A 19,180-nucleotide genomic window follows, 5' to 3' on the forward strand; every position below is an offset into this window, starting at 1 on the left:
TCGTCCGTACGTCGAAATCGGGTTTTAAAGGGTTGTCCAGTAACGCTTGAGCGTGCCGATCTCGGTCTCGCGGATGTCCTCGAGGACGCCGCCGTGCTTCTCGATCGTGCGCGCGGACGCCTCGTTCGTGACGTTGCAGGTGATCAGGACCCGGTCCAGCCCCCGCCGGCGCGCCTCGACCAGCATCTCGCCGAGCGCGAACGACGCCAGCCCGCGCCGCCGCTCCGCGGGCCGCACGCTGTAGCCGATGTGCCCGCCGGCCCGCAGCAGGAAGTCGTTCAGCTCGTGCCGCAGCCCGATCGCCCCGAGGTACCGATCCCCCTCGACGATCCACCGGAACGTGCAGTGCACCCACCCCGCCGGCACCGGCAGCGCGTGGTCCTCCGCGCCGACCAACCCGTCCACCCAGGCGGCGAACCCCTCGGGCGTGTCCAGCTCGACGCCGGGCCGCAGCCCCGCCCCGTCCTGATGAACCCCGGCCCCGAACTCGTCGCGCGCCGCGAGCCAGCTCTCCCGCAGCCGTGCCGTCGGCACGATCAACTCAGGCATGCCGAAACCCTATCGCCCGACTGCCTCCCGGCGAGGTCCGCCAACCTCGGTCCAGCCATAGAACATACGGGTGCATCAATGGATTTGGCACCGCAACCTGGCTGGCGATCGCCGCCCGTTCCGCCGGCAGCGGCTCCGCCGAACTGGTCGAGCATTCCGTTCACGCGGCCATCCGCGGCGACGCCGACTGGTGGTCGCGGCACAATCCCGGGCAGTCCAGCGCGTTGGAGAAGAAGTGGGTCGACCCCGCCGCCGACCCCTTCCCGCTGGGGATCACCGAAAGCTTCAGCCCGAACGCGATCAAACATCTCCTCGACCGGATCCACGACAACGGCACGCTGGTCCCGGTCGAGGAGCCCTTCCGTGGCCGGCCCGTCGTCGGCATGGAGTGGGACGGCTGGTCAGCCCTGGTCACCACGGAATATCCGCAGACACTGGTCTGGTTCGGCGGCCCGATCACCAAATCCAGCCCGATCAAGCCGGCGTCCTGGACATCATCCGCACCCTCCACTGTCAAAACCATTTCGGCGTACGCGACGAACGCCGTCCCCCGGTATGCACTCGCCCCGGTTCCCCTGCCACAGGTGCCGTACGTCAGCGTCACCGTCAACGACGCTCCCGAGGATGCGGCGAATGCCGTCCAGCAGGCCGTCGCCAAGGTCCTCCCGCAAGCCGCCCAGCCCGGCGCCGGCCAGACTCCGGAAGAACCACCCGCCGAACAGTCGATGGTCGCGGAGGCGCCGATGACCTTCGCCAACCCGGCCCCGGCCATCCCCGGCCGCATCACCCGGATTCCGGTCAGCTACACCGCCGACCTGGTCAGCCCGGATCTGGCCGGCCCCTCGCAAGCGGTGATCGATCGGCTGCGCTCGCGCGGCATCGAGGTACCGGGAAACTCGAACCTGAACGACGTCGACGAGGTCCAGAAGGCGATCGCCTACCAAGCCCTGGACGTGATGTCCAGCCGGCCCGGCTTCCGCCCCGCCAAAGTGCTCGAGGTCGTAGAGAACGCATTCCGGGAAAATGCCGTACCTGAGCTGATGACCCTCACCCAGTCGGGTCGTCTGGACAATCCACAGGACCTTCCGGAAAGTTGAGCCAGCTCTCCTTCGAGATCGACCCCGATCCGGACGCACCCCAACCGGCGAACGGTACTATCGGTTTCCGGCGCGAGGTCCAGGTCGCCGCGATCACATTGCGTGCCGATCCTCAGGCCCGCGTGCTGCTCGACGGCACCAAAGAGATAGACGGTCGAAAGTACAAGGCCGACCTGCTGATCGAGCGCAAGAACTCGGGGCGGACCGAAACTGAAGCTTTTCAGATTAAAACGGTCAGCAGTGACAAACTGATCAGCAACTTGATCGATGCGTTGCGGCAGCTCAACGGTCGCAAAGGCCCGCGGCATCAACCGGGATTGCCGAGCAGGCTCCGCCGGACAGTAAACGGATCGTGCTGATCTACCTCGAGCCCGGCGCCGGCTGGGTACACGCCACCGACCGGGCCAGTCTGGAACGCAGGCTTTCCGGAAGTGGCCGGGCCGAGATACTGAAAGCCTGGTGCATGGATGACACGGCGGGGGCCGAGGAACTGCTCATCGTCAATCAGCTCGGCACGCATCGATGGACCAAGGAGCAGATGAATGCCCTCCTCAGAATCTCCGGAAATTGCGCCTGATGTGAACAACTGGAACTCGTGGAAGACCGACGAGATCTTCATCTGGAGTTCCCACATCCCGCGGATCACCGAGGGCGAGCGGGTCACCGCCTGGCAGGATGCCGTCCTCCGGGCCGGTGAGCGGCACGACATCCTGCGAATAGTCGCCAACGACTGGGGTTACCACCGCGTTCGGGACGGTTCCATCTTCGACTGGATCGCCGCCCACGGTGACGTCATCGAGTCGTACGGCACCTTTCCGACCGGCTTTCTCCTCGGCCGGTTCGCCTCCTACACCCCGGCATCCCGCATTGCCTTCGCCACCGCTGACGGCCGGACCGAGGGTTGGTTCACCGACGTCGCCGAACTGGCCCAAGCCGCCGGCCTGCCCCCACACGGCTGGATCCATCCGCCGATCGCCATCGAGCCGAGCTACTGGGACCATGACGACAGCTTCACCGTCAGCATCTCCACCGCCACCGACATCTGGTTCCCGCACAACTACAAAGGACATCGGACCGGCCCGCAACCCATCGACAACCGCATCGTCTCGGCGTGGAACGCTCCTCGCCTGAACGCCTTCCTCACCGAGGTCCACACCGCCTGCCAAGCGCTCGGCGGCACCTGGGAATGGACCAGAACCCCACCCGGCTTCTACGAAGTCGACCACCAAGGCCTCGTTCAGATCTATTGATCATCTACGCGGTTCGCGTCGGCCCGGACATGCCAGTCTCATCCTTAAGATCGAATAAATTGAATCATCTCTCGTTCTGAGCCAACCTCGGTCCGGCCACATCGGACACGGGGAGAACGATGATTCAGACGCACCAGTGGATGCCGCAGCCCTCGGCCCCGGTCCGGCCCGACAAACGCATCCTGGTGATCGCGGCCGCCCTGGCCATGATCTGCGCCGTAGCCCTCGCCCTGCTGATAACCCGCCGCAACGCCCCCGGCCCCGGCAATTCCCAGCAGGAAATCGTCACCGCCCTGCGCGACCAGCCCGCCACCACGGTCCAGGTGGGCTGGTTCGACCCGGCCGGCTCCTCGATCACCGGCGGCTTCACCGTCACCGCCGACGGCATCGCTTCCGGCAAGATCGCCGACCCGGTCTCCGGCACGGCCCACTACGCGGCAAGCCACGGCGACGTAGCCGTCCGAGGCGACGCCGCCTGGTGGTCCCGCCGAGCCCCGGACCAGGTCACCAGCGTCCAGAAACATTGGGTCACCCCGGCGACGAACCCGTTCCCGATGGACGTACCGGCCGCCCTCGGCCCGGCCGGACTCGCGGACACCGTCGAGCACATCCTCGCCGGCGGCACCCCGACCGCCACCGACGACACCTTCCGCGGCCGGCCAGTCACGGGCTTCGAGCGTGACGGCTGGACCGCCCTGCTGAGCGACCGGAAGATCGTCTGGCTCGGCGGCCCGGTCACCCGCACCGCCCCGATCAAACCGGTCGTCTCTTCCTTCAAGATCAAGACCGGTTTCCGGTACGCCCTCAGCCCCGTCGCCGTCCCCGAACCCCCTTACGTCAGCATCACCGTCCCACCCACCCCGGACGCCGGCGCCGCCGCCCGGTCCACCCGCGAGGCCGTCGCCAAGATCCTCCCGCCGGTGACCGAGGCGACCCCGGCAGCAGGTCAGGCCACCACCGCATCACCCGCACAGGCCGCCCTGATCCCGAAGCTGCCGGCCTTCGAGACCAGGATCAACGCCACCAACTGCTCGGGCGCCACCTGCTCCTGGACGGTGACGGTGACCAACGTCGGCGACGCCACGGGCGAGGCCTCGGTCCTCGCCACGGCCAGCCCCGGCATGCCCACCCGCACGATCCCGGTCGGCAAGCTCAAGCCGGGCCAGAGCCACACCACCCCGCCGATGACGTTCGCGAACCCGGCCCCGTCGATCCCCGGCAAGAACACCCAGGTCCCGCTCACCTTCACCGCGGACGTCTACAGCCCCCAGTTGAACGGCCCGTCCCCGGCCGCCGAGCAGCGCCTCCGGAACCGGAACCTGGACCCGGCCACGTCGAACACCCTGAGCGGACTCGACCCCACCCAGTACGCGACCGCCCTGAAAGCCCTGGACGTGATGTCCCGCCGGCCGGGCTTCAACCCGGCCCAGGTGATGAGCGGTGTAGAAAACGCCATCACCCAGGGCGCCCTCCCCGAACTCCAGGCCCTGATCAGCTCCGGCCGCCCGGAAAACCCCCAGGATCTTCCGCAGAAGCTGAAGAACCTGACTTTCGAAATCGACCCGGATCCAGCCGGCACGCAACCTGCCGCGGAACAAATCGGATACCGCCGAGAGATTCAATTCGCCGCCCAGACCATCCGGACCGACCCTACGGCGAGGGTGCTGCTGGATGGCGCCGAACGGGTCGGGGGCCGAAATTACAAGGTCGATGTCCTGATCCGTAAGAACGGCTCGCAACGTTCACGTGATGTCGCCATTCAAATAAAGACGGTAAGCAGCGACAGACTGGCCTCCAACCTCAAGACGGCTCTGAAGCAGCTCAACGGGAGGAGCGGCATCGATCCCGCGATCGGCGCGCCGGAAAGCGCTCCGCCCGGCAGTACTCGCGTGGCACTGATCTATCTGGAACCCGCCGCGTGGAGTATGCATGCCATGGGCCGCGCCGATCTGGAGTGGGTCCTGGGCCGGAGAAGCCGCAACGAGGTCTTGAAGGACTGGTGCTTCAATGGAAAAGCCCAGGCCGACGAGGTCGTCATCGTGAACCAGGCAGGGACTCATCGATGGACCAGGGATCAGATGAACACGCTGCTTCGCGTTGACGGCCTCTGTGCCTGAGTCGCTCGCCCGAGAAGGATTTACGGTTCCGGTGAACAACTGGAATGTCTTCAAGACCGACGAGGCCTTCGTCTGGAGGTCCGAGATGCCACCGGTTCCCACCGAGCGGCTCCTGGACTGGCAACGCATCGTGCTGGAGGCCGGCGACCGGCACGAGGTGATGCGGGTTCTCGACGCGCCGGATTGGGGCTATCAGCGGGATCGGGACGGGCCGGTGGTGGCCTGGCTGGAGCGGCACGGCGAGCGCATCGAGCCGATGGATTCCTACCCGGCCGGATTCCTTGTCGGCCATGGACAGGCGTACACATGTGCGGCGCGCCTGGCGTACCTCAACCGGGATGACATCGTCGAGGGCTGGTTCACCAACCTGGGCGAGGCCGCGCTGGCGGCGGGAGTCTTCTACCCGGGCGGAGGCTATCCACCGATCTCGGTGGACACGGCGCCGGCGTGGCGCGAGGAGGGCTTCACCGCCCACATCGCGACCGCAACCGACATCTGGTTCCCGCACAACATGATGGGGAGCCGAGGCGAACCGGCCGACAACCGCACCCTTTCCCGAATCAACGCGGCCCGGCTGAACGCCTTTCTCCGCGAGTTCCGCGACGCGTGCCGGGACCTGGGCGGGGACTGGTCCTGGACCCCGCACCGGCCCGGCACCTGGGAGGTCGACGACCAGGGCTTCGTCAGCGAAGGCAGCGAAGGCAGCGAAGGCAGCGAAGCCTAGGCGGCCAGCCGGAGCAGCCGCTGGATCTGGGCCTGCCGAGTCTCGACCATCTTCGCCGCCAGGCTCTTCGCCGGCGGATACGACCCGGACGCCGACTCCATCCGCAACGTCTCCATCCCGTTGTGCAGGTTCCCGAGCAGCAGACTCACCACGGTCCGGTCGAAGTCGGCGCCCCGCGTCGCTTCCAGGTCGGCGAAGTCGGACTCCCGAAGCGCATGCAACTCCCCGTGCCCGGCGTGCACCCCCGCCGACGGATCCGCGCTGACCGGTTTCGACCACCCGAGCAGCCACCTCTCCATCGTCCCGCTCTCGCCCTTCCACTGACCGCGCAGCTCCCCCGCGATCGCTTTGATCTCCGGGTTCCCGGCGCGCTCCACGGCGAGGCCGGCCAGCCGGTCCCCTTCGGTGATCTGGGTGATCCCCATCTGCAGGAACATCACGTCGACGTCGTTGACCTCGGCGGACGGAATCGGAGCCGGGGCGGCCGGGGGCGGAGCGGAGGACCCGCAGCCGGCCAGGAACAGGGCCGAGAGCAGCAGCAAGGCCGAAGCGGCCCGGCGAACCGGACCGCTCGGCATCATCGAGATCGACATCGTTACAGCGCGGTCCACAGAGCCGGCACGTTCGGCGGCTCCCACCCGGTCAGCGCGGTGTGCGGCTGCCGGCACTGGTACGACTTACCGGCATAGGTCACCTTGTCGCCCACCTTGTACGCGACCCCGGCCGCCCACGTCGTGGTCCCGGAGGTCGGGGGCGTGGTGGTCGGTGCCGTGGTCGGGGGTGTGGTGGTGGGTGCCGTGGTCGGCGTGGTGGTCGGCGGGGTCGTGGTGCCCCCGCCGCCGATGTTCAGGTCCACGCAGGAGTAGAACGCGTTGACCGTGTCCGCGATGTTCCACCGGGCGAGCACCGTCTGCCGCCCGGTGAACCCCTTCATGCTGACCGTGTGCGACTTGGTCGCCCCCGGCTGCGCCCCGCCGTCGTTGAACGACGCCAGAAGCGTGTTGCCGATGAAGTATTCCCAGGTCGCGGTCGAGTGCCGGGCGGTGAGCACCCAGTTGAAGGTGACCGTCTGACCGACCGAGGCCGCCGGCCAGCTCTTGCCGCTGTCGTTGAGCACAGTGAAACGGCTGCCGCCACCGTTGCACTGCGTGGACCCCTTCGGGGCTTCGACGCTCTGCGGTTCGTAGACGATGTCGCCGCAGCCGGTCACGGCACCGCTCGCGCAGTTGGCCTGACGGCTGGGCGGGGACGAGATATATCCGTGCGCGAAGGCCGGGCTGGCCGCCACGAACAGCGATCCGAGGACCGCCGCGACGGTCAGCGCGGGCAGGGTGAAACGACGTCTCATCAGGCGCTCCTTGCTGAGAACGGGGGACGACGTGTTCACCAACGTAAATGAATTCGACTTAACAGTAAACACTGTTAAGGAATCTTTAGGGCAATACCCAAAACCGCATTTTTCGTACGATCGTATGCGCGCACCTCGGAGGGCGAGCTGTTCGGCGCCGCACGGGCGCTCGGCCTGGGCGTGCTGCCGTGGAGCCGGCCGCGGTGTCCCTGGCCTGGGTCCGCCAGCAGGCCCCGGTCACCTCGACGATCGTCGGCGCCCGCACCGTCGCCCAGCTCACCGCCAACCTGGCCGCCCTGAAGGTGCCCCTCTCCCCCGCCCACCTGGCCTGACCAGACCGACCGTCACGCGTGGCCGGGCTCCATACCCGGCCGCACGTGATGCGCCGGCCGCAGAGGTTCCCCGTTGAGCTCGGTCTTCCCGGCCTGGTCCCACCAGATCTCGCCGTCAGCCGCGAAGTAGAGGTGCCAGACCCCGACAGCTCCCCCGGCCTCGAACGCATCCGCGACCACGGTCAGGTAGGCCCCGAGCGACGGATAGGCCGCACTGAAGTCCCCGCCGCTGCTGTTCGGCGCGAGCCCCAGCCTCCCCTGCCCCACCCCCGGCCGAGCGTCGACGACCTGAAGATCACCGTCGTACCCGCCGAACGGGAACCACTGCGGACTCCACCACGGTTCGTCGTTGGGCGAGTGCGTCTCGAACCCGTCGACGTCCTCGGCCACATCCATCCGGATCTCGTAGAACTCGACGATCTGATCGAGGCTCAGCGGCTCCTGCTCAGGGAAGAAGCACACCCATTCGGTGAGCCCGTCATGCCGCCGCAGCGATTCCACCAACTCGACCGGGAAGGTGACGCCGAGCCGCTCCTGCGCCGCCGTGATCGCCGCGGACCCGGCCGGGCCGGCGAGTTTCCCGAACGCACCGGGCGAGTGCTGCCGCAGCCAGTCCTCGATGCGTATCCACGCCTCTGTCACTGCTCCCACCAGCGCAGTCTAGATCTCAGGCGCGGCGCTCCAGGAAGTCGTACACGTCGCGGTTGTCGACGCCGGGGAAGGTGCCCGGCGGCAGCGCCGCCAGCAGGTGGGAGTGGACGCGCGCGGACGGCCAGGCGTTCCCGGCCCAGGCGTCGACCAGTTGGGCCGGCGGGCGGCGGCAGCAGTCCGGATCGGGGCAGGTCGAGACGGTACGCCCGGTCACGTCCCCGCCCCGGAACCAGCGCGCGTGCTCGTACGGCGTCCCCACCGTCACCGAGAACTCCCCGGACCGGGTCGACTCCACGTGCACGGTGCACCAGTACGTCCCGCCGGTGGTGTCGGTGAACTGGTAGAACGACGAGTACGGGTCCTCCGCCTCGAACACCGTCCGGGACGCCCACTTCCGGCAGACCGGCTGCCCCTCGATCGCCCCGGTCACGTCGGACGGGAAGCGCACGTTGTCGTTCTCGTACGCCTTGTAGACGATCCCGCTCTCGTGCACCCGCGCGAAGTGCACCGGGATCCCGAAGTGCTGGGTCGCCAGGTTGGTGAACCGGTGCGCCGCGGTCTCGTAGGACACCCCGAACGCGTCCCGGAAGTCGTCGATCGCGAGCGCCCGGTCGGCCTTCGCCTTGGCCAGGAAGTCGACGGCGAACTTCTCCGGCATGAGCAGCGCCGCCGCGAAGTAGTTCACCTCGACCCGCTGCCGCAGGAAGTCCCCGTAGTCGGCCGGGTCGTTGTGCCCGAGCACGAAGTGCCCGAGCGTCTGCAGCACCACGCCGCGCGGGTCGTGGCCCTTACCGCTGGCGACCTGCGGGAGATAAATTCGGCGGTTCTTCAGGTCGGTGACCGAGCGGGTGGAGCTCGGCAGGTCGTTCACGTAGTGCAGGCTGAACCCGACCTGGGCGGCGATGTCGAGGATCCCGCGCTGGGACAGCGGGCCGGTGGCATGCCGTACGGAAAGCAGGATCTTGTTTGCCGCGGTTTCGATCTCGGCGAAGTAGTTGTCGCGTTTCCGCATGTCAGCGCGGAGCTGCGCGTTGGCGCGCCGGGCCACCTCGGGGGTCGCGCTCTGCTCGGTCAGCACCCGGTTGAGCTCGCGGTGCAGCCCGATCAGTGACTCCAGCGCGTCGGCCGGGAGGCGCCGGCCGCCCTTGACCACGGGCAGGCCGAGCGCGGAATAAGCGGCGTTCTTCTGCAGGTGGGTCAGCTCGATCTCCTGCGCGGCCCGCCGGGACGGCGCCTCGGCCCGCAGCAGGTCCTGCATCGGCACCCCGAGGGCGGCCGCGATCGCCTGCAGGACCGAGAGCTTCGGCTCCCGCTTGCCATTCTCGATCAGGGAGAGCTGGGACGGCGCCCGGCCGACCGCCTCGCTGAGCTGGTCCAGCGTCAGGCCCCGGGTACGGCGCAAATGCCGCAGACGCTGGCCCAGGGTCACAAGATCGACAGAGTCGGAAGGTGAAGCGGTCACGGGTTTCACGTTAACAGAATTTTCGCGTTTCTTCTCCTCACAAAGGTCTTCTTAGGGGTTGGTGGGATCCGTGAGAGTGAAGTTCTTCCAAACGGAAGATGCGACAGGGCACGAAAGGGATTTTCCGATGACTGAGCTTGCCACCAGGGGCGGTACCGCTGCGGACCTCACTCAGGCGTGGGCCGGCGACCCTCGTTGGGCCGGCGTCAAGCGCGACTACACCGCGCAGGACGTCGTGCGACTGCGAGGCACTCTCCAGGAGCGGCACACGCTGGCCGAGCGCGGCGCGGAGCGGCTGTGGGAGTTGCTGCACACCGAGGACTACATCAACGCGCTCGGCGCGCTGACCGGCGGCCAGGCGACCCAGATGGTGCGCGCCGGCCTGAAGGCGATCTACCTGTCCGGCTGGCAGGTCGCGGCGGACGCGAACCTGTCCGGCCACACCTACCCGGACCAGTCGCTCTACCCGGCGAACTCGGTTCCCGCGGTGGTCCGGCGGATCAACAACGCGCTGCTGCGGGCCGACCAGATCGACACCTCGAACGGTAAGTACGAGCGTGACTGGTTCGCCCCGATCGTCGCCGACGCGGAGGCCGGCTTCGGTGGCCCGCTCAACGCGTTCGAGCTGATGAAGGCCATGATCGCGGCCGGCGCGGCGGGCGTGCACTGGGAGGACCAGCTCGCGTCCGAGAAGAAGTGCGGTCACCTGGGCGGCAAGGTGCTCATCCCGACCCAGCAGCACGTCCGCACGCTCAACGCGGCCCGCCTGGCGGCCGACGTGGCCGGCGTCCCGTCGCTGGTCATCGCCCGGACCGACGCCCTGGCCGCGGACCTGCTGACCTCGGACGTGGACGACCGGGACAAGCCGTTCGTCACCGGTGAGCGCACCGCCGAGGGCTTCTACCGGGTCACCCCGGGCGACGACGCGGCGATCGCCCGCGGCATCGCCTACGCCGACTACGCCGACATGCTCTGGGTCGAGACCGGTAAGCCGGACCTGGACTTCGCCCGCAAGTTCGCCGAGGCCGTGCACGCGGTGCACCCGGGCAAGCTGCTCTCCTACAACTGCTCGCCGTCGTTCAACTGGAAGAAGAACCTGGACGACGCCGACATCGCCCGCTTCCAGAAGGAGCTCGGGGCGATGGGCTACAAGTTCCAGTTCGTCACCCTGGCCGGCTTCCACGCGCTGAACCACTCGATGTTCGAGCTGGCCAAGGGCTACGCCGAGACCGGCATGACGGCGTACGTGAAGCTGCAGGAGGCCGAGTTCGCGGCCGAGTCCGACGGCTACACCGCGACCAAGCACCAGGCCGAGGTCGGCACCGGCTACTTCGACGCCGTCTCCACCGCCCTGAACCCCGAGTCGTCCACCACCGCCCTGTCCGGTTCCACCGAGGCCGAGCAGTTCTGATCTAACGAGTAGGGCAGGGAGATCTGATCATGGGTGCCGAAGAGATCACCATCACCGGAACCACCGCAGACCGATACTCCGAGATCCTGACCCCCGAGGCCATCGCGTTCGTGGTGGCGCTGGACCGGGAATTCGGCGCACGCCGGGTGCAGCTGCTGGAGCGCCGCCGGCGCCGCCGGGCCACCCGCACCACTGACCTGGACTTCCTGCCCTCCACCCAGCACGTCCGGGACGACCGGTCGTGGCAGGTCGCGCCCCCGCGGCCGGACCTGATGGACCGGCGCGTGGAGATCACCGGGCCGCCCGAGCGCAAGATGACCATCAACGCGCTCAACTCCGGCGCCAGGGTCTGGATGGCCGACTTCGAGGACTCGACGTCCCCCACCTGGGAGAACGTCATCCTCGGACAGGTCAACCTGAAGGACGCGCTGGACGGCACGCTGGGCTGGACCGCGCCGGACGGCCGGGACTACAAGGTCGGCGAGCGACTGCCGACCATCATGGTCCGTCCGCGCGGCTGGCACCTGCCGGAGTGTCACCTGCGGATCGGCGGCCGCGCGGTCTCCGCGTCGCTGTTCGACTTCGGTCTGTACCTGTTCCACTGCGGGCAGAAGCAGATCGACCGGGGCTCCGGCCCGTACTTCTACCTGCCGAAGCTGGAGTCGCACCTGGAGGCCCGCCTCTGGAACGACGTCTTCCTCTTCGCCCAGGAACTGCTCGGGATCCCGCGCGGCACGATCCGGGCCACGGTCCTGATCGAGACGATCAACGCGGCGTTCGAGATGGACGAGATCCTCTACGAGCTGCGCGAGCACTCGGCGGGTCTGAACGCCGGCCGCTGGGACTACCTGTTCAGCATGATCAAGAACCGGCCGGACGTGGTCCTGCCCGAGCGGTCCCAGGTCACCATGACCGCGCCGTTCATGCGGGCCTACACCGAGCTGCTGGTCAAGACGTGCCACCGGCGCGGCGCCCACGCGATCGGCGGGATGGCCGCGGTCGTCCCGAGCCGGGACCCGGTCGCCGCCAAGCGCGCGCTCAACCAGGTCCGCCAGGACAAGCGGCGCGAGGTCGGCGACGGCTTCGACGGCTCCTGGGTGGCGCACCCGGGCCTGGTCGAGACGTGTCGCGAGGTGTTCGACCAGTGGCTCGGCGACGAGCCGCACCAGATCGTCCGCAAGCGGGACGACGTGCGGGTCGGCGCCGCCGAGCTGCTCGACGTCAAGGCCAGCGAGATCTCGGTGAGCGAGGTGGCGCTGCGCACCAACGTCAGCGTCTCGCTCCGCTACATCGCCTCCTGGCTGGGCGGGCGCGGCGCCGTCGCGCTCGGCGGCCTGATGGAGGACGCCGCCACCGCCGAGATCTGCCGGGCCCAGCTCTGGCAGTGGATCTCGTCGGGGACGCCGACCGACTACGGCGTGCCGGTCACGGCCGCCATGGTCACCCGGATGCTCCGCGAGGAGCTGGACGTGCTCAGCGAGACCGGTGCGCTGGACGAGGAGATGGCCCGGCTCTTCGGCCAGGCCCGGATCCTGCTCACCGTCCTGCTCACGGAAAGAACGTGCCCGGAGTTCCTGACCCTGCCGGCATACCTTCGGCACCTGTCGGGAGGGTCGGCTCCGGTCACCGCTCAGGCTACTGTCGCGGCCTGACGCGGTGAGGTGAAGCCGGGGACAGCCCTCCGACCTGCCCCCGGCTTCACCGCAAGATCCAGATCAAATTCTTCATTGCCCATGCTGCGGCCGATAACTGATCGTCGCTCCCGCGGGGACCCTTCCGGGCCTCGCAGGGCGCGGGGCGCCCAAAACACGAGACCCTCCAGGGCGATGTCCGCGGGTGGTTGCGGAAACCCTCAGCCCCGCTCCTGCCATGTACAGAGGCACACTTTGTTGCCCTCCGGGTCGGCGAGCACCCAGAAGCTCGGCGCGTACTCGTCGGTGACCAGCGTCCCGCCGGCCGCCACCGCGGCGTCGATCCGCGGCCGCACCTCAGCCGGATCCACCCACACGTCGGGATGCCACCGCTGCCGCGGCTCCTCCGCACCGGACTCCTGGAACCAGATCAGCGGGAGGACCCCGGCCGAGTCCCGCACGTCGTCCCGCCCCTGGCGCTCCCCGGCGAACACCGCCGCCCAGAACCCGGCGATCCGATCCACCGCCGGCGTGTCCAGGGCCAGCTCCAGCCGCGCGAGCCCGGCCGCCGAGCAGCTCACCCCGGCCGCCGTCGCCAGCTCCGAGATCCGCAGCGCGAGCCGCAGGTCCCGCCCGGTCACCGCGCCCACGTCGTGGCTGCTGGTCCGCACGTCCACGAACCCGTAGCGCAGATCCAGGTCCGGGTGGTGATCCAACTCCTCGGCCACCGCCCCGATCGCGTTCACCAGCGCCAGCCCGGCCGCGAAGTCCCCGGTCCGCACCCGCGTCTGCAATCCACCCAGCAGGTACACCCAGCCCGCGGGCGCCTGCGCCACGATCTCCTGCCCAGTCAGCTTCGTCACCACCCCATGCTGCCGCACCCGGCCCGGCTCGGCCGGCGCGCCGCGCGACCCGACCGAGACGGCCACCGGGCTCACCGCGTACCGAATAGGCATTGCGACAACCGGGACCGGACCGCGGACCCGGACCACCGCGGGTCTCCCGCCAGTCAGCGGGACGGATCTTTACTCCTATCAATCCTATGGGTAATGTCGGCGCGCTGACGACGGATCCGTAGGAGTTGATGTGACGAACCGTGGCGCCACCCGGCGCGGAGTGTTCGGGGCGCTGGCCGGCGCCGCCGCCGTGACCGCGCTGCCCGCCGAGGCCCAGGCCGCCGAGACCGAGTTCCGGGCCGCCCCGGCGCACGGGAAGCCGGCGAAGCGGCCGAACATCCTGTTCATCCTCGCGGACGATCTGGGCTGGGCGGACCTGAGCAGCTACGGCTCGCCGGACATCAGGACGCCGAACCTGGACCGGCTGGCCCGCTCCGGCGTCCGGTTCACCCAGGCCTACTCGGCCGGCGCGGTCTGCTCGCCGACCCGCCTGGCGCTCTACACCGGCCGCTATCCCGGGCGGCTCGCCGGCGGCCTGCCCGAGCCGATCGCCGCGCCGAGCCCGACCGACGGCCTGCCGCCGGAGCACCCGACGCTGGGCTCACTGTTGAAGAAGGCCGGGTACACCACGGCGATGTTCGGCAAGTGGCACAACGGCTTCCTGCCCTGGTTCAGCCCGTTGAAGTCGGGCTGGGACGAGTTCTTCGGCAACTACTCCGGCGCCGTCGACTACTACTCGAAGATCACCGGCGGGGGCGTGGACCTGTTCGAGGGCGAGACCCGGGTCGCGTCCGACGAGTACTACACCGACACGCTCGCCGACCGCGCCGAGCGGTTCCTGCAGCGCGAGCACGACAAGCCGTGGCTGCTGAACCTGAACTTCACCAGCCCGCACTGGCCGTGGGAGGCGCCCGGCGACCGGGCGGTCAGCGCCGAGATCACCGCCCGGGTGCGGGCCGGCGACGCCACGGCGCTGTTCCACACCGACGGGGGCTCGCTCGAGACGTACACGAAGATGGTCGAGAATCTGGACGCGCGGATCGGGCAGGTGCTGACCGCGCTGCGCCGGACCGGCCAGGAGGAGAACACCCTGGTGATCTTCTCCAGCGACAACGGCGGCGAGCGGTTCTCCTACCAGTGGCCGCTCTCCGGGAACAAGGCCAGCCTGAACGAGGGCGGCATCCGGGTGCCGAACATCGTGCGCTGGCCGGCCCGGATCCGCGGCGGCCAGGTCAGCCACGAGCCGCTGATCACGCACGACTGGACGGCGACACTGCTGGAGATCGCCGGCGCCGAGCCGCACCCGGACTACCCGCTCGACGGCGCCAGCCTCGCCGGCTACCTGCTGCGCGGCGCGGACGCCCCGGACCGCGACCTGTTCTGGCGCACCCGGGCGGCCCGCGCCCTGCGTCGCGGCAAGTGGAAGTACCTGCGCTCCGGCGGGGCGGACCTGCTCTTCGACCTGGACGCCGACCCGCGCGAGCAGGCCAACCTGGCCGCCAAGCACCCCGAGCTGGTCACCGAGCTGCGCACCGCCTGGGAGGCGATCGCCGCCCCGCAGGTGCAGTACTAAAGCGCGGCGACCGCCTCGACCTCGATCAGGAACTCCGGGCGGAACAGGCCGGCGACCTTGATCAGGGTGCTGGTCGGCGGGGCGGCGACGTTCACGAACTCGTCCCGCACCGCCCGGACCGTCGGCAGCTCGTCGGTGTCCACCACGTAGAACGTCAGCTTCACCACGTCCGCCCAGGTCGCGCCGGCGGTCTCCAGCGCGGTCCCGAGGTTGCGGAACACCTGACGGGTCTGCTCCGCCCAGCCGGACGGCACCACGCCGTCCGGCCCGGCGGCCACCTGACCCGACGTCCACACCAGACGGCTGCCGGAGTTGATGGTCACGACGTTGCTGTACCCGTTGGGTGACTGCTCGCCGGGGAAGTCGAAGGGGACCATGACCCCACCTTAGAGATCCGCCACGGTACGTGGGGGGACAGCACCCCGCGCACCATCACGACCAGGCACAACGTCCCGTTCAGGAACGACGACAGCACGTCGCTCGGGTGGTGCATGCCCCGGTAGAGCCGGCCGAGCGCGACCGCGACCGGCATCAGCACCAGCAGCCAGCACAGCGCCTTCAGCCAGCCCGGGCGGGCCAGCGACACGAGCAGCACGGCCAGTCCGACGTAGAGGGCGAACGCCGCCGACGTGTGCCCGGACGGGAAGCTCGAGGTGGGCGGCGACGCGTCGAGGCGCTGCACGTCGGGGCGCGGCCGGTCGATGACCAGCGTGGTGAAGAAGAAGACCAGCGCCTGGGCGATCACCACGAGGCACAGGAAGATCGACTCCCGCCAGCGGTGCAGGACGAGCCGCAGCACCACCGCCATCACCGCGGTCACCGTGATGACCGACGACGTGTTCCCGATGAAGCTGAACACCCCGGACACCGAGGTCTCGTCGGGGGTGCGGTGCGTGGCGAAGTACCGGTTGACGCCGTCCTCCACGGTGAACGGCCAACTGTGCTGGAGCACGTGGGTGAAGAGCAGCCCCAGCCCGATCATCAGGACGAGAATCGCGGCGACCGGGAGAACGATCCGGGTGAACGCCTGCTTAACGAATGTGGACACGGCGGCTTTCTACCCGAACGCGCCGTGCTTGGAACACGCCCCCCGCGTTCCCGCCGCGTCGCACGGCGGGAACGCGCCGGGTGACGGCTCAGCGGGAGGCGTGCGCCCGGCCGGCCTCGGCGGCGGCCTGGTGGGCGGCCTCCTTCATCTCGTTCGCGGTCTCGGTGAAGGCGTCCAGCGCCGGGTTCACGCCGACCAGGGTGAACTCACGCTCGACCAGGATCAGGTCGGCGCCCCAGATGTCGCCGACGACACGGCGCAGGTAGTCGGTGTTGTGGTCCCAGCCCTCGCGCGGGGTGCCCGGGCCGTACGCGCCACCGCGGCTGGTGACGACGATGACCGGCTTGCCGTCGAGGTACTTCTCGCCGTTCTCACCGCCGGCCATGGCCAGGTCGAACCAGGCCTTGACGTGCTGGGAGACGCCGTAGTTGTAGAACGGCAGGGCCAGGATCGCGCCGTCCGCGTCGCGCAGCTCGCTGGCCAGCGCGCGGGCCAGGTCGACGGCCCGGTTCTGTTCGTCGCTGCGGTCGGCCTCGGGCACGTAGGCGGCCGAGATGGCCAGCTGCCACGCGTTCGACGGCAGCGGCTCGTTGCCGATGTGGCGGCGCACGATCTTGGTGTCCGGCGCGGTCTCGAGCCAGGCGGTCTCGGCGATGTCGGCGAGCGCGCTGCTCGCGGAGTTCGGGCCGAGGATGCTGGCGTCGATACGAAGAATGCTCATCGGTGCTGCTCCCGTAAGTTTTCGACTTGAACCGTCAACTCAAGGTAGGCCCCGATGACTTGAACCGTCAAGTCGAACGGGTTGAGGATTCACGTCGGATAGCTCACTCGGAAAGTGGACTGTTCCGGTTAAGGTTGTCGCCATGAAGACCGAGGAGCCCCGCTGGCTGAACGCGGACGAGTCAGCCACCTGGCTGGCGCTCTTCCGCATGGCCACCCGGCTCCCGGCCGCGCTCGACGCCGACCTCCAGCGCCACGCCGAGCTCTCGTTCTTCGAGTACCAGGTGCTCGCCGGCCTCTCCATGCAACCCGAGCGGCGGATGCGGATGAGCATCCTCGCCGAGTTCAGCGCGTCCTCGCTGTCCCGGCTCTCGCACACCGCCCGCCGGCTGGAGTCCAAGGGCTGGCTGCAGCGCACCCCCGACCCGACCGACGGCCGCTACACGCTGGCGATCCTCACCGACGCCGGCTGGGAGAAAGTGGTGGCCACCGCCCCCGGGCACGTCGCCGAGGTCCGCCGGGTGCTCTTCGACGCGCTCACCCAGGCGCAGTTCAAGCAGCTCCGGCAGATCAGCGACCGGGTCAACGACGCGATCGGCAACGACGACTGCGTCGGCGGGCACAACGCGCCGAACTGCTAGGAGCTAAGGTTCTCGATCTGGGTGATCGCGTTCTGCACCTGGTTCACCAGATCGCTGATCGAGTGCTGCTGACCGTCCGCGACCGAGCGCACCTGGCCGATCGCCGCCCGCACGCTGTCGATCGTGTCGGTCATGGTGGCCACCGCGCGGGACACCTCGGTCGCCGACGTGGTGAGCGCGCCCAGCGTGGCGGTGATCCGCTCGGTGCTCTCCGCGGTGTTGTCGGCCAGTTTCCGCACCTCGTCGGCGACCACGGCGAAGCCGAGACCCGCCTCGCCGGCCCGGGCCGCCTCGATGGTCGCGTTCAGCGCCAGCATCCGGGTCTCCCCCGCGATCGCGGCGATCAGCTTCACCATCTCGCTGGTCGCCGGCAGGCTGACGCTGAGCGCCTCGGCGGCCCGGTCGGCCTGGGTGGCGTGCTCGGCCATCTGCTCGGTGGCGCCGTGCGCGGCGGCCGCGCCCGCGTTGATGTCGTGCACCGAGCCGCGCACCGCGTCCACCTCGCGGACCGCGCCGCTGAGCTGGTGCCGGACGCTGCCGATGATCTCGTCCGACTCCTCCTGCGCCTGCTTGAGGGTCGCCTCGCGGTCACGTTCCTGGGCGGCGAGCTGCTCGGCCCGGTCCCGCTCCCGCCGGGTCTGGGACTCGGCCAGCTCGTGCTCGCCCCGCTCCAGCGCGGCCAGCATGTCGTTGATCGAGCCGGCCAGCTCGTCGAGGTCCGGGTGCTCCGACCGCGGCACGCGCAGCTGCAGGTCGCGGGACTTCACCACGCGTTCCATGACGCGCTGCAGCGGCCGGACGTGCGCGCCGATCCCGCCCCGGATGATCATCCCGGCGGCGAGCTTGAGCACCACCATGGCGAGCAGCAGGATGATCCCGATCAGCAGCAGGGTCTGCTGGGCGAGCGCCCGGATCGGCCGGTCGGCCAGCACCTCCAGGGTGACCGGGACGCCGTCGACGCCGACGATCGTGCCGTCGACGGCCACCTTGTCGCCGACCGCCGTGGTCGTCACGGCGATGTCGCCGTACCGGCCGGGCAGCGCCGGGTGGCGCTTGCCGTCGCGCGGGCCGGACCGCACGGTCATCCGGTCGCCGGTCAGCGCGGAGAGGTCGGCCAGCCCGGCCGCGTCCAGCGCGCGGAACAGCAGCAGCGCGCCGCCCGGACCGCCGGGGGCGCCCTGGTCCGGGTAGGCGATGAAGCCGCAGAACTCGGTCGGGGTGCCGGTCACGCTGGTCAGGCCGCAGGTCGCGTCCCCCGGGCCGGCGCCGGAGGTGAACAGGCCACGCAGGGTGGCCGGGTCGCGCAGGGCGGCGGGCAGAAGGCCGTACGCCGAATCGGCTATTGATCCTCCGACTTTGATCCGGCCGTTGCTGTCGACGCCGGCGACCGCGGTGATGCCGTAGCGCGGGCCGAGCACCTGCGCCGGCAGGTCGACCTCGAAGCGCTTCTGGTTGCCGTCCCGGATGTCGTCGCGGGAGCTGCTCCAGATCGAGTTGGTCATGCCGAAGTCGCCGAGGCGCTGGAAGTGCGCGCCGAGCGCGACCCGCATCTCCTCGGCCTCGCTGATGTTCTCGCGCTGCTCGAGGTTGTCGAAGGCCCGGATGGTGATCACCCAGAGCGGTGGCAGTGTGACCACCAGAATCAGGATGACCAGGCCGAACATCGGCAGTCGTCCCGGCACCCGCAACCAGCCCAGCACGTCCTTACGTTAGGTGGTTACCGGAGAGTA

General features: G+C 69.3%; 21 protein-coding genes. 11 read left to right on the plus strand and 10 right to left on the minus strand.

Going from position 1 to position 19,180, the window contains the following annotated elements; genetic code table 11:
• Positions 1-24: 24 nt before the first annotated feature.
• Positions 25-549: a GNAT family N-acetyltransferase gene (locus L3i22_RS36640; RefSeq protein WP_221322051.1), complete on the minus strand. Its 525-nt coding sequence runs from the start codon at positions 547-549 to the stop codon at positions 25-27.
• Between L3i22_RS36640 and L3i22_RS36645 the strand changes: the two genes are divergently transcribed.
• From L3i22_RS36645 to L3i22_RS36670, 6 genes are all read left to right on the plus strand, one after another.
• Positions 522-1,646, plus strand: a complete 1,125-nt coding sequence (locus L3i22_RS36645) for a hypothetical protein (RefSeq protein ID WP_221322052.1) — start codon at positions 522-524, stop codon at positions 1,644-1,646. The genes L3i22_RS36640 and L3i22_RS36645 overlap by 28 nt on opposite strands.
• Positions 1,643-2,005, plus strand: coding sequence for a hypothetical protein (locus L3i22_RS36650; protein WP_221322053.1), 363 nt, complete (start codon positions 1,643-1,645; stop codon positions 2,003-2,005). Before L3i22_RS36645 ends, L3i22_RS36650 begins: the two co-directional genes overlap by 4 nt.
• Entirely contained in the window at positions 1,999-2,223 is a 225-nt protein-coding gene (locus L3i22_RS36655) for a hypothetical protein (RefSeq protein ID WP_221322054.1), read from the plus strand. Before L3i22_RS36650 ends, L3i22_RS36655 begins: the two co-directional genes overlap by 7 nt.
• Positions 2,189-2,896: a hypothetical protein gene (locus L3i22_RS36660; RefSeq protein WP_221322055.1), complete on the plus strand. Its 708-nt coding sequence runs from the start codon at positions 2,189-2,191 to the stop codon at positions 2,894-2,896. Before L3i22_RS36655 ends, L3i22_RS36660 begins: the two co-directional genes overlap by 35 nt.
• A 119-nt stretch (positions 2,897-3,015) precedes the next feature.
• Positions 3,016-5,013 (plus strand): hypothetical protein, encoded by a 1,998-nt coding sequence (locus L3i22_RS36665; RefSeq protein ID WP_221322056.1) that lies wholly within the window; start codon positions 3,016-3,018, stop codon positions 5,011-5,013.
• Entirely contained in the window at positions 5,006-5,737 is a 732-nt protein-coding gene (locus tag L3i22_RS36670) for a hypothetical protein (protein WP_221322057.1), read from the plus strand. Before L3i22_RS36665 ends, L3i22_RS36670 begins: the two co-directional genes overlap by 8 nt.
• Here L3i22_RS36670 and L3i22_RS36675 read toward each other — a convergent pair.
• Complete coding sequence (locus tag L3i22_RS36675; protein ID WP_255657438.1) at positions 5,734-6,330, minus strand: DUF305 domain-containing protein; 597 nt, start codon at positions 6,328-6,330, stop codon at positions 5,734-5,736. The two genes, L3i22_RS36670 and L3i22_RS36675, sit on opposite strands and share 4 nt — an antisense overlap.
• A gap of 2 nt (positions 6,331-6,332) precedes the next feature.
• The gene (locus L3i22_RS36680) at positions 6,333-7,085 is read right to left on the minus strand and encodes a lytic polysaccharide monooxygenase (RefSeq protein WP_221322058.1); all 753 of its coding nucleotides are present in this window, start codon (positions 7,083-7,085) and stop codon (positions 6,333-6,335) included.
• A gap of 188 nt (positions 7,086-7,273) precedes the next feature.
• Between L3i22_RS36680 and L3i22_RS53950 the strand changes: the two genes are divergently transcribed.
• Positions 7,274-7,417 carry an aldo/keto reductase gene (locus tag L3i22_RS53950; protein ID WP_255657439.1) on the plus strand — a complete coding sequence of 48 codons (144 nt, stop codon included), beginning with the start codon at positions 7,274-7,276 and terminating at the stop codon, positions 7,415-7,417.
• A gap of 12 nt (positions 7,418-7,429) precedes the next feature.
• On the opposite strand, the gene L3i22_RS36690 is transcribed toward L3i22_RS53950, so the two are convergent.
• Complete coding sequence (locus L3i22_RS36690; RefSeq protein ID WP_221322059.1) at positions 7,430-8,068, minus strand: SMI1/KNR4 family protein; 639 nt, start codon at positions 8,066-8,068, stop codon at positions 7,430-7,432.
• Positions 8,069-8,084: 16 nt separating this feature from the next.
• A complete protein-coding gene (locus L3i22_RS36695; RefSeq protein ID WP_221322060.1) occupies positions 8,085-9,530 on the minus strand; it encodes an XRE family transcriptional regulator in 1,446 nt (481 codons plus the stop codon).
• Positions 9,531-9,657: 127 nt separating this feature from the next.
• On the opposite strand from L3i22_RS36695, the gene aceA reads away from it, so the two are divergent.
• Positions 9,658-10,941 (plus strand): isocitrate lyase, encoded by a 1,284-nt coding sequence (gene aceA, locus L3i22_RS36700; RefSeq protein ID WP_221322061.1) that lies wholly within the window; start codon positions 9,658-9,660, stop codon positions 10,939-10,941.
• Between the two features lie 29 nt (positions 10,942-10,970).
• Positions 10,971-12,593 carry a malate synthase A gene (gene aceB, locus L3i22_RS36705; protein ID WP_221322062.1) on the plus strand — a complete coding sequence of 541 codons (1,623 nt, stop codon included), beginning with the start codon at positions 10,971-10,973 and terminating at the stop codon, positions 12,591-12,593.
• Positions 12,594-12,793: 200 nt separating this feature from the next.
• Here aceB and L3i22_RS36710 read toward each other — a convergent pair whose 3' ends face one another.
• Entirely contained in the window at positions 12,794-13,501 is a 708-nt protein-coding gene (locus L3i22_RS36710; protein WP_370644270.1) for a VOC family protein, read from the minus strand.
• Between the two features lie 157 nt (positions 13,502-13,658).
• On the opposite strand from L3i22_RS36710, the gene L3i22_RS36715 reads away from it, so the two are divergent.
• Positions 13,659-15,041: a sulfatase-like hydrolase/transferase gene (locus L3i22_RS36715; protein WP_221322063.1), complete on the plus strand. Its 1,383-nt coding sequence runs from the start codon at positions 13,659-13,661 to the stop codon at positions 15,039-15,041.
• On the opposite strand, the gene L3i22_RS36720 is transcribed toward L3i22_RS36715, so the two are convergent.
• The 3 genes from L3i22_RS36720 to L3i22_RS36730 all read right to left on the minus strand — a co-directional run bounded on the left by L3i22_RS36720 (position 15,038) and on the right by L3i22_RS36730 (position 16,810).
• Complete coding sequence (locus L3i22_RS36720) at positions 15,038-15,418, minus strand: RidA family protein (protein ID WP_221322064.1); 381 nt, start codon at positions 15,416-15,418, stop codon at positions 15,038-15,040. The genes L3i22_RS36715 and L3i22_RS36720 overlap by 4 nt on opposite strands.
• On the minus strand, positions 15,361-16,089 hold the full coding sequence (locus L3i22_RS36725) for a phosphatase PAP2 family protein (protein WP_255657440.1): 729 nt from the start codon (positions 16,087-16,089) through the stop codon (positions 15,361-15,363). The genes L3i22_RS36720 and L3i22_RS36725 overlap by 58 nt, the downstream gene beginning before the upstream one ends.
• Before the next feature lie 88 nt (positions 16,090-16,177).
• Entirely contained in the window at positions 16,178-16,810 is a 633-nt protein-coding gene (locus L3i22_RS36730) for an FMN-dependent NADH-azoreductase (RefSeq protein WP_221322065.1), read from the minus strand.
• A 142-nt stretch (positions 16,811-16,952) separates the two neighbouring features.
• Here L3i22_RS36730 and L3i22_RS36735 point away from each other — a divergent pair, with 142 nt between their 5' ends.
• The gene (locus tag L3i22_RS36735; RefSeq protein WP_221322066.1) at positions 16,953-17,450 is read left to right on the plus strand and encodes a MarR family winged helix-turn-helix transcriptional regulator; all 498 of its coding nucleotides are present in this window, start codon (positions 16,953-16,955) and stop codon (positions 17,448-17,450) included.
• Here L3i22_RS36735 and L3i22_RS36740 read toward each other — a convergent pair.
• Positions 17,447-19,150 (minus strand): methyl-accepting chemotaxis protein, encoded by a 1,704-nt coding sequence (locus tag L3i22_RS36740; protein ID WP_221322067.1) that lies wholly within the window; start codon positions 19,148-19,150, stop codon positions 17,447-17,449. The genes L3i22_RS36735 and L3i22_RS36740 overlap by 4 nt on opposite strands.
• Positions 19,151-19,180 lie beyond the last annotated feature (30 nt).

Source organism: Actinoplanes sp. L3-i22 (assembly GCF_019704555.1).
GTDB lineage: Bacteria > Actinomycetota > Actinomycetes > Mycobacteriales > Micromonosporaceae > Actinoplanes.